Genomic DNA, 14,692 nt, shown 5'->3' on the forward strand with positions numbered 1-14,692 from the left:
GCGGACGCCGCAAACGCGATATGACCTAGATCACTGTCCTGGCGAATCCCCACTGAAACGTGTTCTAATAAGATGCGAATGAACCAGACAACTGTCCAGACAGTACTCTGGTTCACGTGAATCGCGGCTCGTCGACCAGTCGACCTCCGGGGTCTGTTCACGAATCACACGCCCGATCAGGAGTGAATGAGATGGCCACTGGCGCTACCGATTCCGGAACAGCAGGCATGAGCGTGATGCAGCAGCTCGTCCCGCTCATGAGTCTGTTCGTCAAGACCTACTTCCGGGCCGAGGTCCGCGGTGAGCAGCACATCCCCGACGACGGTGTGCTGATCGTGTCCAATCACTCTGGTGGCACCTTCAGCGTTGACATGCCGATGGTCGCGACGGCGTTCGCCGACCGCTTCGGTGCACCGCGCAATGTGCACACCATCGCCCACGACGTCATGTTCCTCGGGCCATTCGGTCCCGTCATGCGCGCATTCGGTCTGGTGCCCGGAAGTCGGGAGGGTGCGGTCGAGATCCTGCGCTCGGGCGAGAGTCTGCTGGTGTTCCCAGGCGGCGACCGGGACGCGATGCGCCCGACCCGTGACGGTGCCAAGATCGACTTCTACGGTCGTCAGGGGTACATCCGCACCGCGCTCGAAGCAGGGGTGAAGATCCTCCCGGTGGTGACCATCGGCGGGCAGGAGACCCAGCTCTACCTCAACGACGGCACGGGCCTGGCCCGGTTCCTCCGCTTCGACAAAATGTTCCGCACCAAGAGTGCCCCGCTCACCCTGGGCTTTCCCTTCGGGCTGACCCCGAGTCTCCCACCGAATCTCCCGCTGCCGTCCAAGCTCGTCACCGAGATTCTCGAGCCCATCGACATCGAGGCCGAGTTCGGTCGTGACCCCGACATCGAGCAGGTCGACGAGATGGTGCGCAAGCGTATGCAGCACGCGCTCGACGGGCTCGCACGCGAGCGGCGTTTCCCGGTACTGGGCTGAGGATTGGCCGATGTCTGCAATGTCGCGACGTGTGAGGTCCTACGCCTGGTTGGTGCGGGTGCTGACCCGCGGCGGTGTGATCGGCCCGACCCGGCCCGACCGGATCGTCCGGATGGGGCGCGCCATGAAGCGGCAAGGTGGCGCCTCACCGATGAGCGGGATCGGGCTGGCCGCCGCCCGCAAACCCGACGCCACCGCACTCGTCGACGAGGCCGGCAGCCTCACCTGGGGTGACCTGGACCGACGGGGGGACGCGCTGGCCGTCGGCATCGCGTCGCTGACCGGCCGGCCGGTGCGGACCATCGCCGTGCTGTGCCGCAACCACCGCGGCATCATCGAGGCGCTCACCGCCGGCACCCGCCTGGGCGCCGAGACGGTCTTGCTGAATACCGGATTCGCGGGCCCGCAGCTGGCCGACGTGATCGGCCAGGAGAGTGTCGACCTGCTGATCGTCGACGACGAGTTCGGCGAACTCGTCGAGGTGGCCGTCGCGGCCAACCCATCCCTGCGGTGCCTGCGCGCCTGGACCGAACCCGACACGGTCGCGATGTCGCCGGCCCGGCGCTCCGCGGATGTCGGCACCATCGACGAGTTCATCGTCGCCCACCGCGGTGACCACCCGGCACCCGTCACCCGGGCCGGTCGCATCGTCCTGCTGACCTCCGGCACCACCGGTACCCCGAAGGGTGCGCGCCGGGGCGGCAGCACGGATGTCGCCTCGCTGGCCGCGGTGCTGGACCGGATTCCCTGGCGCGGCGGGCAGTCCACGGTGATCGCCGCACCCGTGTTTCACGCGTGGGGTTTCGGCCAGGTCGCGATCGCGGCGGCGGTGACCAGCACGATGATCATGCAGCGCCGGTTCGATCCGGTGGGCACCCTCGATCTCGTGCGGCGCTACGGCGCGACGGGGCTGGCCGTGGTCCCGGTGATGCTGGAACGCATCATGGACCTCCCACCCGCCGAACTCGACGCCCGCCCGATGCCCACGCTGCGCTTCGTGACCGCGAGCGGCTCCCGGATGCGGACGGACGCACTCATCGCCTTCATGGACCGTTTCGGCGACATCGTCTACAACAGCTACAACGCCACCGAGGCGGGCCTCATCAGCACCGCCGTGCCGGTGGATCTGAGGGCGGCACCGGAGACGGCCGGACGTCCACTCACCGGGACCCGCGTGCGTCTGCTCGACGACGACGGACGCGAGGTCCCGGCCGGCGGTACCGGCCGCATCGTGGTCGCCAGCAATTCCGGCTTCGACGGTTACACCAGCGCCGACACCACCAAGGAATACGCCGACGGATACATGATCTCCGGGGATGTCGGCCGTTGCGACACCGCCGGCCGCCTCTTCGTCGTCGGACGGGACGACGAGATGATCGTCTCCGGTGGCGAGAATGTCTTCCCCTTGGAGGTCGAGCAGGTACTCGACGCGCATCCGGCGATCCTGGAGTCCGCGGTCGTCGGGGTCGACGACGAGCGTTTCGGTCAGCGTCTGGTCGCGTACGCGGTCACCCGTCCCGACGCGGTGATCACCGCGGAGGAACTACAGGCCCACATCAAGAGCGAACTCGCCGGTTACAAGGTGCCGCGTGAGATCCACTTCCTGCCGCAACTGCCACGCAACGCGACCGGCAAGGTCCTGAAGAAATCACTGCCCGAGACCGTGTCGACGCACGCGGCCGGCAACCCGGAACAGGAGCCCTGAGCATCATGGAGCGGTTGACTGGGCCCGATGCCCTCATGCTGAACATGGAGAACGCGCACACCCCGATGCACACGCTCAAGGTGGCGATTCTCGACTCGACCCGGCGTGGTCGGGCGATCACCGTGGACGAGTTGGTGACGACGCTGCCGGGCTATCTCGGGCTGTTCCCGCGCGCGACGCAACGCATCGAATGGGTGCCCGGGTGCGGTGCGCGCCCGTTCTGGGTTCCCGACGAGGATTTCGACATCTCCGCGCACATCGACGAGTTCACCCTCGATGCGCCCGGCGGACGCGATGTGCTCGACGCGCTGCTGTCCGAGCTGGCCGTCCGGCAGCTCGATCGCACCCGACCGCTGTGGGCCATCACCCTGGTACACGGTCTCGCCAACGGAACTCAGGCCGTCGTGGTTCGCGTGCACCACGCCGTTGCCGACGGTGTGGCGGCTCTGAACGTGCTCATGGGCGCCACGGCCGAGGAGGGCGAGACTCCCGTGCGGGTGGCCGTCGATCCGGCAGCGCGGGCCCCCGGGTCCCGGGTGTTGCGCCGCGCGCTGCGGCGCGACAAGTGGCGGCAGTTCACCGGTATACCGGCTCTCGTGCGCGACCAGGTCGCCGGGCTCATGACGACTCGCACGGTGAACGATGCGCATCTGCACCCGCGCCCACTCGGTGCCCGGCGCACGAGCTTCAACTCACCCAGCGCCGATCGTCGCGTTTGTGCCAGTGGTTCGGTTCCGTTCGCAGCGCTGCAGCAGGTCGCGGTCGCGACCGGCACGACCGTGAACGGTGCGCTGCACGGGATCATCGCCGGCGCCATGCGCGCGGAGTTCCTGGCTCGCGGCGACGACCTCTCGCGCCCGACGGTTGCCGTGTTCGGAGTGGCCGCTGATGTGGCTTCGCCCCGCACCGGCGGAAACGAGATCGCTACCGCCGCAACTTACCTGCGCACCGACATCGAGGACCCGGTGGTGCGGGTGGTGGAGACCGCGGCGAGTTGCTCGGCGGCGGTCGCGAAGCGGCGAGCGATCGGATTCGAGCTCACCAGCAGTGTCACCGGCTACACCGGACGTCTGGGGCCGATCTTCCGTGAGCTCATGGCACACCACATGCCCCGCGTGCCCAACAACATCACCACGGCCAATCTGCCCGGGCCGCGCTCCACCCGGTGGATCGGCGACATCGAGGTGGTCGATTGGATCTCGTTCGCGCTCGCGATCGCACCGGCCGACGTCAACCTCACCACCTACAGCTATGCGGGGTCGATGAACTTCGGCCTCGTGGCCACTCCCGAATCGATGCCCGATCCCGCAGGGTTCCTGCGGCGGCTGACGGCGGCGCTCGAGGAGGTACGCGCGGCCCTCGCCGCCGACGCCCATGCCGCCGACGAGGCCCCACGGGTGATGGCGAGCCAGGACATGACGTGACCGATTGGGATACCGCGGCAACGCGGTTGGGCCTGTTCGCGGATGTCCTGCCCCGAGCGGTCGCCAGTGCGCGCGCGGCCGGTCAGGGTGACCTCGCCGCGGGACTGCCGGCTTCGACCTTCGGACCACGAACGGTGACCGAGGCGGCCCTCGATGAGTTCTTCATCGCGGTCAACGCGGCGGTTCGGCACATGCCGTCCACCGTCGACGTGAGCGCATCGATCGACCGGTGCGCGACGGTGGCCGACGAGATCGCCGGGCTCGGCATCGCCGGGGCCAACGTCGCACAGCCCGTACCCGAGATCGTCGGGCGCCGCCGGAAGGTGTTCGGCGCCACCGGGTATCACCACATCGATTTCCGGGCAGACATCCGGCTGCCGGGTTCGCTCGCCGAACTCGACCCGTATGAGGCCTCGACCGCATCGGTGCGGGTGCTGGCGTCGGGTACCGCCCGCCGGCCCTGGCTGATCTGGGTGCACGGCGCCGCCCAGGGGCGCCCCGATGACCTCTACGCGTTCCGGGCGGCCCACCTGCACCGTCGTCTGGGCTACAACGTGGTGTTTCCGGTGCTACCTGCCCATGGGGTGCGGCGCCACCGGTCGCTGGCCTACCCAGGGCTCGATCCACTCACCAACGTGTCGGTGACGCTGAGGGCGATCGCGGAGGTTCGTGCGCTGGTGAGCTGGATCGCGACCCACGACCCCAGCGAGATCTCGATCGTCGGTACGTCGCTGGGCGGCCCGGTCGCGGCGATGGTGGCGGGACTCGAGGATCAGATCGGATCGGTCCTCGCGGTGGTCCCGATGCTCGATATGCATGCGACTCTCGCTCACCATATGTCGCGCGGCGGCTCGCGGGGTGCCGCGATGGCGATTCTCATGCGCTCGCCGGCGGTTCGTGCCGTGTCCTCGGTGATCGACCCGCTGGGTGTGGAGCCCGCCGCGGTACCGGATCGCCGGATGGTCATCGGCGCTCTCAACGATCGCGTCACCTCCGTCGCCGCGGCCCGGCGCCTCCATGCGCACTGGGGAGGCCGCGTGCACTGGTACCGGGGAAGCCATGTGGGTCAAGCGTTCTCCGCCAACGTCCGTACCGTGACCGATCGGTTTCTGCGTCTCGCCCCACCGGCATGAGGCCTCGAAATCGGTTGGGTGGGCACGCCGAATGCGGAGCCGATGGTCAGTGTATTCATGCCGGACCGAGCCGTTGACAACTGGTGTACACGTGTCTAGCCTTGCGTCTATATAGTGCTGGTCACGATGGTTCGGCGGCACCGATCCGAGTCGACCGATCCCGAAAAGGGGGCGCAGAGCAATGACACCAACGATGATGGCGATGAGTCTGCGTGACGGCCAGCTGGCGATTCGCCAGATCCCCCACCCGACCCCGTCGTCGGGGCAGATCCTGGTCCGGACCCTGGCGTGCGCGATCTGCGCATCCGACCACCACTACATGGACCACCCCGAGATCGCCGCCAGTGATCGTTCGAGAATGCGTGTGCTCGCTCCTGAGTCGGATGTCGTGATGGGACATGAGTTCTGCGGCGAGATCGTCGAATACGGTCCGGACACCAAGAAGGAGTGGCCCATCGGAAGCCGCATCACCGCGACCCCGGCCCTGTTCACCGACGGCGAGTTGCGGATCATCGGGATGGCGCCCGACGCGCCGGGTGCCTTCGGTGAATACTTCCTCGTCTCCGAGGGATTCGCCCGACCGCTACCCGAGACGATCCCCCCGGAGAATCTGTCGCTCATCGACGCGATAGCCGTCGGCTGGTACTACACCGGTCTGGGAACCGAGGATCCCGCCGCGGTTCCGCTCGTCGTCGGACTCGGCGCGATCGGCCTGTCCGCCGTTGTCGCGCTGCACCAGCGCGGCGTCCCGCACATCGTCGCCGCCGACTTCAGCGACAGTCGTCGGGCCCTGGCGCAGAGTCTGGGCGCAGACACCGTCGTCGATCCCGCCATCGAGTCGCCCTTTGCTGCCTGGCGTCGGGTGGCGTGGGGGACCGACGAGGACATCGTCGACCGAATCCGATTGGCCGGGCTACCGAAATGCGTGGTATACGAGTGCTCGGGAGCAGAAGGCGTCCTCGCCGACGTCATCGAGCAGTGCGCGATCGGTACCAGGATTCTCACGGCCGGCGGCCCGGCCGAGGACGTGATCCCGACCGATGTCGCACACCTGAAAGGCGTCAACCTGCAGTTCGGGGGTGGGCCGGACCCGTCGGACTGGTTCGAGATGTGTGATCTCGTCGCGAGCGGTCAGGTCGACACGGGCCCGCTGGTGGGCGAGGTGGTCGGCTTCGACGGTCTCGTCGATGCCTTCGAGCGGGCGCGCTCGTCCGCGGCGCCGCCGCGCATCGTGTTCCGGCCGGACGCGGGATGAGTTGTGAGAATGGCTGATTCAACAGCCTCGGATGCCGTCGACCCGGATTCGGCGGACCACCGAGGACATCAGGGTCGGCCTGCTGGCCTACGCCGCCGCCGCGGCCGCCGGATGGCGCGTTCCTCTACGAGGATCCCGGCAGCGCCGACCATCTCATCGCGCTGAACGCCACGACACCCGTTGCTCTTGCCCCACCAGTTCGTACCGCCGATGCTGAATGACGGACGCGGCGACATGCTGCCGGGAGACGTCGCCGCGGCGATCCTCGCATCGATCGAGGACCGGCCGGTACACGTGGTCGGCCAGACGAATAGCGAAATCGCCCAGATGATCCGGGCAATGGACCGGACCGAGGCTGTGCGAATGATGAGCGATGCGGTCAACCAGTACGCGGGTCGCGCCGACCGATCGCGGTCACCGGTCGATGAACCCACAACTGCTCGGTCAGCCCATACCGTCCAGCACTGCGCTCACGACAGCGTCTGGTGCTTGTTCGGGCACCCAGTGAGTGATCCCGGGCAGGCGGATGGTGCGATACTCGCCGGTCACGTGGTCGCCGCAGCGCGCAATGGAAGCCGCTCCCACCGCGACATCGTTCTCGCCCCAGATGAGGGTGGTGGGACGGTTGGCCGGGGCGATCGCTGCCAGGTCGTCGTCGCCGTTCGCCCGATACCAATTGATCGCCGATGCCATGGCCCCGGGTTGCATGAGGACCTCGACGTGCCGCTCGATGAGATCGTCGGCGACGACGCCCTCGTATGCGGCTCTCAGTCCGGCCCCGTCGTCGGCGGTCATCAGATCCGCCATGGACGGATCGTCGCGCAGTGAATCCATATACGCCGACCTCTGCCGCTGATCGGGATCGGATGCGATGGCCCAGGCGAAGGCGGCGGGATGGGGAACCGACACTGCGGTCAGACTGCTGATCCGGTCGGGTCGCGCCGCAGTGGTCGCCCACGCCACGATCGCACCCCAATCGTGTCCGACGAGGTACACGCGTTCCAGTTCGGTTGCATCACAGAAGTTCACGACGTCGGCGACAAGGTTCTCGAGGCAATAGTCGGCGACGGTCGAGGGCCGGGCACCGGGAGAGTAGCCGCGCTGGTCGAAGGCGATGGCGGGGACGCCGGCCCGGCCGAGGCGTGCCATCACGGGCAGCCACGACGCTTTGCTCTGCGGAAATCCGTGTAGCAGAAGGACGCTCTCGCTCGGGTCCAGGCCGTTGTACAGTCCGACGTCGTTGACCGCGGCGTCGAAGGTGAGATCGCCGACGTCGACCCGGACTTCGTTCAGATCGCTGTTGTCTGAGGAGTTCACAGTTCTCCGTGTGGAATTGCCTCGTAGTAGGGGATACGGGTGTAGCCGTCGGGGAGGTCGGCGGTGAGGTCGGCCATCATCGGATGGGTGACCCGATCGGATACCCGAAGATCGATGCAAGCGGGGCGTCCGCTGCCGAGCGCGCGGTGCAGCGCCGGCGCCACCTCGGCGAGGCTCGTCACGTGTTCCCCGTGACATCCGAACGACGACGCGATCGTGTCGTAGCGGGTGTCGGGCAGCTCGACGGCGACGGAGGTGCCCTGGCCGAACAACGCGGACTGACCGTGACTGGACATGCCCCAACCCGAGTTGTTGAGCACCACTGTCGTGATCGGCAGCCGATGCCGGATCATCGTGTCGAACTCCTGAAGGTGAAATCCGACCCCGCCGTCACCGGTCACCAGCACCACGGGACGGTCAGGCCGGGCCACCTGCGCGCCGATCGCCATTCCCTGGCCCACCCCGAGGCCGCCCATCGAACCGAGGCCGAACCAGGACCGGGGTTCGCGACCCCTGGCGAAGAAGCTTATCCAGCCGGCGGTCTCACCTCCGTCGAAGACCAGATGCGCGTCCGGCGGCAACGCATCCACCAGCGATCTGCATGCCCAGTAGGGATGCAGCCCGTGTTCGGATTCCCGTTCGTCGTCGGCGTAGAGGAGCGCATGGGCGTTCGCTCCTTCCACAACCTTGCGCGTCCACTCGCCCCAGCCGGGCAGCCGTGACGCGACGGCACCGAGTGCGCGCACGGTCTCGGCGGCATCGGCCGTGATCGACACCGCCACCTCACCGATCCGACCAGGCTGCGTCCCATCGAGATCGACGTGGATCACCATGGCGTCGTGAGGGATGATCGATTCGGTCCGTGATCCGGTCATGGCGCCCTGACGAGCGCCGAGGAGGACGACCACGTCCGGCGATCCGGCCAAGAACTGGACGGCGGCCGCATCCGCGCTGTTGCCGGCCCAGCAGGGATGCTCCGGATCGAGGAGGCCGAGTCCCCACGAGACCCCGAACACCGGGATCTGCACCTTGTCGAGCAAGCCCTCGAGCGCGGCCCGGCAACCGCGGCTCATGGCGGCACCTCCGCCGGTCAGGATCACCGGCCGCTCGGCGCGTGCGAGGACGTCGACCATCGCCTCCACTGCGGTTGCCGACGCGGCGGCGGGATCGGGGAGGGTCAGGGAGGGTTTCGATGCGAGGGTCTCGTCGATCTCCTTGAACATGATGTCGATCGGTATGTCCAGGACGACCGGACCCGGCACACCGGTCAGGGCGTGGCGAACCGCGAGCGCTGTCAGGTCGGGTATGCGGGCCACGGTGGTGACCCGGTGTGACCACTTGGCGGCCACACCGCCGACGGCGACCTGGTCCAGCCCTCCTTGCAGGACATTGAGTTCGGCCTCGCGCAGCGGGGGTGAACTCGTGATCAGCAGTACCGGGGTCCGATCGGCGCCGGCATTGCACAGCGATGAGAACGCATTGGCGAAGCCGGGACCCGAGGTCGCGAACGCAACCCCGAGTCCGCCGGTGGCACGGGCATAGCCCTCGGCGGCATTTCCGGCCGCCGCCTCGTGGCGATGGTCGATGATCCGCATACCCAGTTCGTCGCACTCGACGAGAAACGAGTCGAGGTGTCCGCCGTGCACGCCGAAGATGTCGGTGACACCGAATGACGAGAGTGTTCGGGCGACGAGCTGTCCACCGGTGACCATCGGCATTCGTTCGTACCTCCTGATTGTCAGTTGGCGGTGATTCCCGCGTCCACCCGGATCTCGGTGCCCGTCACGTACCGGGCCTCGTCGGAGAGCAGGTAGACAACCGCGTTGCTCACATCGACGGGTTCGACCAGAAAGACCGGCAGTTTGTTGGCGAACAGTGGGGCGACGTCGCTGCGCTCGCCTTGCACCAGCTCGATCATGCGGGGTGCGTTGATGCCCGTGAGCACACCTGTCGGGTGCACGACGTTGACCCGGATGCTCTGTGCGGCGAGTTCATTGGCCAACGCCCGGGAGAATCCATTGATCCCCCACTTGGACGCCACATAGGGCAGGTTGAACGGCTGCGCGTTCAACGCACCGGCCGAACCGATGTTGACCAGGCTGCCGCCGGTCTCCGGGAGGTGTGGAATGACCGCAGCACAGGTGTTCCACGCACCGATCAGGTTGACGTCGAGGACCTTTCGCCAGTCGGTATCGGTCACCTCATCCCATGTCCCGGAGTTGATCACCCCGGCGTTGGCCACCGAGCCGTCGAGACGTCCGAGGGCGGCGACGCCTTCGGTGATCGCATCCTCGAGGGCACCTCGGTCGCTCACGTCCACCTGCGCCGAGAACGCCTTGCGGTCGCGGGCCACCACCTCCGCGACCACTTCGGCGAGGTCGTCGGGGGTGCTCATCGGATACGGGATGGTGTCCATGTCCGCGCACGCGTCGATGAGAATCACGTCGGCGCCTTCCTCGGCGATCTGGATCGCGTGACTGCGCCCCATCCCCCGGGCGGCACCGGTGACGACGAATGCCTTGTCCTTCAGGCGATCTGACATCGAGTTGTCACTCCCAGAACATCGAGCTGATCTTGCCCATCATCGCAACGGTGTCCGCGCGCGGCATCGAGGCCATGAACTCGGCGGCCTTCTCGTCGTCGGGATTGGCGAAGACGCGTGGACCGGTACCGAGCTGGGGAAAGAGTGACGCGGCGACCTGCTCGGGGGTGAATGGTTCGGTGACACCACCGCTGCCGAAAACGGCCTCCATGTCTTCCTTGCTCGGCTGCTTCATCTGCTTCTGACGTTCGAGGAAGACGGGGGTCGAGGTCGCCCCCACCACGAGGGTGCAGGCGTCGACACCGTGTTCGCGGAACTCGTCCCACAGACCTTCGCCGAGGATCAGTTCGTAGGACTTCGCGGCACCATAGGCGGCGAAGACCTTGATGCCCTGCAGAGCCCCGAGCGACGACACCAGTACGATGCCACCCCGCTTGCGCTCGATCATGCCCGGCGCGAGTTGCTTGACCAGCAGGGTGGGCGTGATGCAGTTGACCACGATGTTCCCGATCAGGCTGTCGCGGTCCTCGTCGACGAACAGGCCCTGGGGCTCGAGCGCGGCGTTGTAGATGAAGAACCCGATCTCGAGTCCTTCGACAGCGGAGGCGAACTGGGCGTCGGCGTCGCTGTCGGCGAGGTCGAGCACCACCGGTTTGACCTCGACGCCGTGTTTCGCGCGGATCTTCTCGGCGGTCTCCTCCATCAGCGCGCCGCGGCGGGCGACCAGGACGACGTTGAGTCCTCGCTGCGCCAATTCGTCGGCGAAAGCCGCACCGAGGCCGGTGGAGGCGCCCGCCACCGCCGCCCACGGGCCGTATCTGTCCTTGAACTGTTGATCAGCCATTGTCCCGATGTTCCCTCCGTGTTGTCAGTTCGACTGTGCTGTCGTGGATTTCTTGTGTTCGTCGCATACGGCCACGATGGACTCCCGTGGTGTCCGGAAGCTGATGTCCAAGTCCTTCTCCGCAGTGGAATTGTCCGCGCGTGGCGCATGCAGGAGATAGCGCACGGCTCCCTCACTGAGCTGCGCCATGTCGTCGGGCACCCGGCTGCGGAACCGATCCGCGAGTTTCCCGAGCCCGATCAACATCGCGTTCGGTAGTGCGATGTGCCGAACCGTCGTACCCGACGCCTCGGTCAGGATCGCGGCGAGTTCCCCTCCGTCGACGTGCGTGCCACCGACGACGTAGCGTCGTGGTCCGCGGTCCCTGTCGAGCATGCGCGCATGTGCTTCGGCGACGTCACGGACGTCGACGATGGTGAGGCCGGCCGAGCGGCCGATCACACCCGACTTGATGAAACTGACCACCGCGTCGCCGGATTCACCGAATCTGCCGTGTGCCGACGGGCCGATCACGGTCGTCGGATAGGTGAGGACCACCGGCTTTCCCTCGGACTGGAGTTCTCGGGCGAATTTGTCCACCGCACCTTTGGAGTTCGCGTATGCGTCGCCGCCACCGCGAATGGGCTGGTCCTCTTGGACGACGTCGAGTCCGGGATCCCACAGCACCGCCGAACTCGACACACAGATGATCGGGTCGAGCCCGCGTTCGACGGCACCACCGATGACATTGTGGGCACCACTCGTGTTGCGGCGGCGGAGGTCCTCCCCGCCGTCGGACTGGAGTGCGACATCGGCTGCGGCGTGGATGACCGCGTCGCATCCGTCGAGAGCCGCATCGACCGCGGCGACATCCTGCATGTCGCCGATGACGACGTCGCTCGCGTCGAAGCCCAGAAACTGCGCGGTCTGACCGAGCTTGTCCGGGTTTCGGACCAGGAACCGTACCTCGTGCCCGTGCTCGTGGACGGCCTTGGCGATCCACCCGCCGACGAATCCGGTCGCTCCGGTGATCAGAACCCTCATCGGCTCGCCAATTCTGCGCGCGGTGTGTTGCCGAAGCCGCCGTAGCTCCGGATCAAGGGCAGGTCGGCGGCGGTCACCGGGCCCGGTGCGGCAGCGCAGACATCCTGGATGGCGTTGGTGATCTGCATCGCGGTGGCGACGCTCGCCGCATGGACGTGGTCTTCGAGAGGAACCTCCCGGGTGAAACTGGCCAGTGAGATGAAATGCACCTGCATCGAGGGGTCGCCCTCGATCGTCAACGTCCACCCGTCCTGTGGCTTCGGCCAATGCCCGGGGTACTCGCCGCCGACCGTCCAGAGCGCTTCGATCTCGACGAGTTCCTCGTCACCGCGCCGGCCGACCCATCGCCAGTGCTGTCCGGCAGTGGTGCCCGCTTTGAGCAGATGATCGAAGATCTGGTGGTCTTCCATGGCCGCGATCGCCTCGACGTCGGCGGTGACGGTGTCGATGTCGGCGTTCAGGGAGTCGGCGATGAACCACACCATCTCGGAGAACAGGGAACTGTTGAACGCCAGAAACTCATTGGCGGTCGGACTGATCGATTCCACCGGCTGCCCGAAACACATGTTGTTGAAGGTGATCTCGGTGCTCTCGTACACCGACCAGTCCGCGCGTTCCTGCAGGGTCACCTTCTCGATGCTGCGTGTCATGCCCGACAGGGCCAACGGCAGCACCGCCGATAGGTTGCCCGGATTGAGTCCGCTGCCGTGGACACTGACTCCGCCTTTCTCGCAGGCCGCGGTCAGCCGTGCGAGATCGGCGGGGTCCAGCCGGCGCGGATGGAACAGGAATGCGGTGGTGACCACATTCTTGCCGGACTCGAGAATCGCGCACACGTCATCGAGCGAAGCCTTCCGCGGTGTATAGATCACGCAGTCGGCGTCCAGCGCAATAATGTCGTCGGAATTGGTCGTGGCCAGCACGCCCTGGGTGGAGCGCTTGGCCAGGTCCCCGGCATCGACACCCACCTTCTCGTCGGAATACACCCGCACCCCGACGACCTCGAGATCGTCGCGGATATCCAGGATCGTCTGCAGCACTTCGGTACCCACCGAACCGGTACCCCAGACGATGACCTTGAGGGGTAGATCGCGCTTTGTCATCGCGACGCCCCGGGTGTGCTCGACACCGGCGTGATGGGCAGCGGGATGCCACGGTCTTCGAACACCCACGCGGTCCCGTGCGAGAGGCGCGTCAGCTGCACCTCTTCACATTCCTCGGCGGGAACCTCGGACCACTCGATCGTCACCACCAGGTCGCCGTTGTCGTCTCGGCGTCCGGACACCGCGGACCAGTGGGGGTCGAGTCCCACACCCATCGCCGTGAACGGTCCAAGCTTGTCGACGTCGACCGTGGCCATCCAGCTGTGGTCTGCCATCGCGGGGGATTCGTGCGGGATGCGGATCTCCACCGCGTCGCGGTCGCCGTCGCCGGTCGCAGTGACCTCCACGCCGGTGTACTCGATCGGATTGAGGGTCGGCTGCAGCGTCAAAACCTGCACGAGCCCGGCGGTCCCGGTGCCGAGCCCGAGGCAGTCGCGGATCCGACTCGACGCGATCCCCGCGGTCCCGGTGAACTGCTTGCGATACAACTCGTCGGCGATGTCGTCGCTGGTCCGTCTGCGCACGGCATACAGGTACGACAGAGCGAGCAGATGATGTTCCAGCGCAACCTCGTTGGCCAGCCGGACCAGCGCCGAGCATGACCACTGGTCGAACCGGATGTCGGAATACAGCGGCCCGGTGTACTCGCCCTTGCCCTCGTCGCTCAGGTCGATGGGATCGAGTGGCAGAGTGGCCGCATTCGTGCGGGCGATCGCGATCGCCTCGTCGGGGATCGGGAGGTCCTCGCGGTCGGGTTCGATGGTGATCTTCCAGTGGCAGTGCGGTCCGGTCGCGCCTTCCGGGCGCGGCGGGCGGTGGATGGGCCGGAACCGGGCCTTCGGATTCGTGGCGATGGCAGTCGCATCGAAGGTGGGATCCTGGATGTCGTGACACATCGACCGGACGAGGTCGTAGCCCATCGGCTCCACATCGATCAGGGCGCCGCAGTACTCGTTGACGAACTCACCGTGATACGGGTCGGTGAGCGAGTACCGGAAGTCGAGGAACTGCGGTGGGGCGCCGACGTCGAACTGCAGGACCTTGAAGATGTCCTCGACGCTGTCGCCGGTGACGTTGAGGGCCTCGCGGAGCCGTCGCGTGTAGTTGGGACTGGCTCCCATCCACTCCTCGATCGCAACCTGCGTCTGTGCATCCATCCCGAACTTCTCCAGTACGTACGGGATTCCGGCACGGTCGATCATCTGACCGGTGAGCATCAGATCGGGCAGCAGCGCGGCGAGCTGGCCACGATCGAGGGCGGTGTAGGACATTGCGGGGCTTCTCCACGGTGCTAGAGCGGGCGGACTGCTTCGTCGTTGGTTGTCGCGCGAGGCCCGGCGAAGTGACGGGCGTCATA

12 protein-coding genes are annotated in these 14,692 nt (G+C 66.8%); 5 read left to right on the plus strand and 7 right to left on the minus strand.

Going from position 1 to position 14,692, the window contains the following annotated elements; genetic code table 11:
* Window positions 1–191: 191 nt before the first annotated feature.
* The 5 genes from GORHZ_RS22645 (at window position 192) to GORHZ_RS22665 (ending at window position 6,506) form a co-directional block, all read left to right on the plus strand.
* On the plus strand, window positions 192–989 hold the full coding sequence (locus GORHZ_RS22645) for a lysophospholipid acyltransferase family protein (RefSeq protein WP_006337327.1): 798 nt from the start codon (window positions 192–194) through the stop codon (window positions 987–989).
* 10 nt (window positions 990–999) lie between these two features.
* Window positions 1,000–2,694, plus strand: coding sequence for an AMP-binding protein (locus GORHZ_RS22650; RefSeq protein WP_006337328.1), 1,695 nt, complete (start codon window positions 1,000–1,002; stop codon window positions 2,692–2,694).
* A gap of 5 nt (window positions 2,695–2,699) precedes the next feature.
* Window positions 2,700–4,118, plus strand: coding sequence for a wax ester/triacylglycerol synthase domain-containing protein (locus GORHZ_RS22655; protein WP_006337329.1), 1,419 nt, complete (start codon window positions 2,700–2,702; stop codon window positions 4,116–4,118).
* Window positions 4,115–5,251 carry an alpha/beta hydrolase family protein gene (locus GORHZ_RS22660; protein WP_006337330.1) on the plus strand — a complete coding sequence of 379 codons (1,137 nt, stop codon included), beginning with the start codon at window positions 4,115–4,117 and terminating at the stop codon, window positions 5,249–5,251. The genes GORHZ_RS22655 and GORHZ_RS22660 overlap by 4 nt, the downstream gene beginning before the upstream one ends.
* Window positions 5,252–5,432: 181 nt before the next feature.
* Complete coding sequence (locus GORHZ_RS22665; RefSeq protein ID WP_157205322.1) at window positions 5,433–6,506, plus strand: alcohol dehydrogenase catalytic domain-containing protein; 1,074 nt, start codon at window positions 5,433–5,435, stop codon at window positions 6,504–6,506.
* Between the two features lie 444 nt (window positions 6,507–6,950).
* On the opposite strand, the gene GORHZ_RS22670 is transcribed toward GORHZ_RS22665, so the two are convergent.
* Genes GORHZ_RS22670 through GORHZ_RS22700 form a run of 7 tightly spaced genes read right to left on the minus strand, consistent with a single transcriptional unit; the run spans window position 6,951 to window position 14,606 of the window.
* A complete protein-coding gene (locus GORHZ_RS22670) occupies window positions 6,951–7,823 on the minus strand; it encodes an alpha/beta fold hydrolase (protein ID WP_006337332.1) in 873 nt (290 codons plus the stop codon).
* The gene (locus tag GORHZ_RS22675; protein ID WP_006337333.1) at window positions 7,820–9,541 is read right to left on the minus strand and encodes a thiamine pyrophosphate-binding protein; all 1,722 of its coding nucleotides are present in this window, start codon (window positions 9,539–9,541) and stop codon (window positions 7,820–7,822) included. Before GORHZ_RS22675 ends, GORHZ_RS22670 begins: the two co-directional genes overlap by 4 nt.
* A gap of 20 nt (window positions 9,542–9,561) precedes the next feature.
* Complete coding sequence (locus tag GORHZ_RS22680) at window positions 9,562–10,365, minus strand: mycofactocin-coupled SDR family oxidoreductase (protein ID WP_006337334.1); 804 nt, start codon at window positions 10,363–10,365, stop codon at window positions 9,562–9,564.
* A 7-nt stretch (window positions 10,366–10,372) separates the two neighbouring features.
* The gene (locus GORHZ_RS22685; RefSeq protein ID WP_006337335.1) at window positions 10,373–11,209 is read right to left on the minus strand and encodes an SDR family NAD(P)-dependent oxidoreductase; all 837 of its coding nucleotides are present in this window, start codon (window positions 11,207–11,209) and stop codon (window positions 10,373–10,375) included.
* Between the two features lie 24 nt (window positions 11,210–11,233).
* The gene (locus GORHZ_RS22690) at window positions 11,234–12,232 is read right to left on the minus strand and encodes an NAD-dependent epimerase/dehydratase family protein (protein ID WP_006337336.1); all 999 of its coding nucleotides are present in this window, start codon (window positions 12,230–12,232) and stop codon (window positions 11,234–11,236) included.
* Window positions 12,229–13,335, minus strand: coding sequence for an NAD(P)H-dependent amine dehydrogenase family protein (locus tag GORHZ_RS22695; RefSeq protein ID WP_006337337.1), 1,107 nt, complete (start codon window positions 13,333–13,335; stop codon window positions 12,229–12,231). The genes GORHZ_RS22690 and GORHZ_RS22695 overlap by 4 nt, the downstream gene beginning before the upstream one ends.
* Window positions 13,332–14,606, minus strand: a complete 1,275-nt coding sequence (locus GORHZ_RS22700; protein WP_006337338.1) for a hypothetical protein — start codon at window positions 14,604–14,606, stop codon at window positions 13,332–13,334. Before GORHZ_RS22700 ends, GORHZ_RS22695 begins: the two co-directional genes overlap by 4 nt.
* Between the last annotated feature and the right edge of the window lie 86 nt (window positions 14,607–14,692).

Source organism: Gordonia rhizosphera NBRC 16068, assembly GCF_000298195.1.
Lineage (GTDB): Bacteria > Actinomycetota > Actinomycetes > Mycobacteriales > Mycobacteriaceae > Gordonia > Gordonia rhizosphera.

What these genes read in the sequence shown, in the direction of transcription:
- GORHZ_RS22645 (WP_006337327.1), top strand. Translation starts at nt 192, where the DNA reads ATGGCCACTGGCGCTACCGATTCCGGAACAGCAGGCATGAGCGTGATG.
- GORHZ_RS22650 (WP_006337328.1), top strand. Translation starts at nt 1,000, where the DNA reads ATGTCTGCAATGTCGCGACGTGTGAGGTCCTACGCCTGGTTGGTGCGG.
- GORHZ_RS22655 (WP_006337329.1), top strand. Translation starts at nt 2,700, where the DNA reads ATGGAGCGGTTGACTGGGCCCGATGCCCTCATGCTGAACATGGAGAAC.
- GORHZ_RS22665 (WP_157205322.1), top strand. Translation starts at nt 5,433, where the DNA reads ATGACACCAACGATGATGGCGATGAGTCTGCGTGACGGCCAGCTGGCG.
- GORHZ_RS22675 (WP_006337333.1), bottom strand. Translation starts at nt 9,541, where the DNA reads ATGCCGATGGTCACCGGTGGACAGCTCGTCGCCCGAACACTCTCGTCA.
- GORHZ_RS22680 (WP_006337334.1), bottom strand. Translation starts at nt 10,365, where the DNA reads ATGTCAGATCGCCTGAAGGACAAGGCATTCGTCGTCACCGGTGCCGCC.
- GORHZ_RS22685 (WP_006337335.1), bottom strand. Translation starts at nt 11,209, where the DNA reads ATGGCTGATCAACAGTTCAAGGACAGATACGGCCCGTGGGCGGCGGTG.
- GORHZ_RS22690 (WP_006337336.1), bottom strand. Translation starts at nt 12,232, where the DNA reads ATGAGGGTTCTGATCACCGGAGCGACCGGATTCGTCGGCGGGTGGATC.
- GORHZ_RS22695 (WP_006337337.1), bottom strand. Translation starts at nt 13,335, where the DNA reads ATGACAAAGCGCGATCTACCCCTCAAGGTCATCGTCTGGGGTACCGGT.
- GORHZ_RS22700 (WP_006337338.1), bottom strand. Translation starts at nt 14,606, where the DNA reads ATGTCCTACACCGCCCTCGATCGTGGCCAGCTCGCCGCGCTGCTGCCC.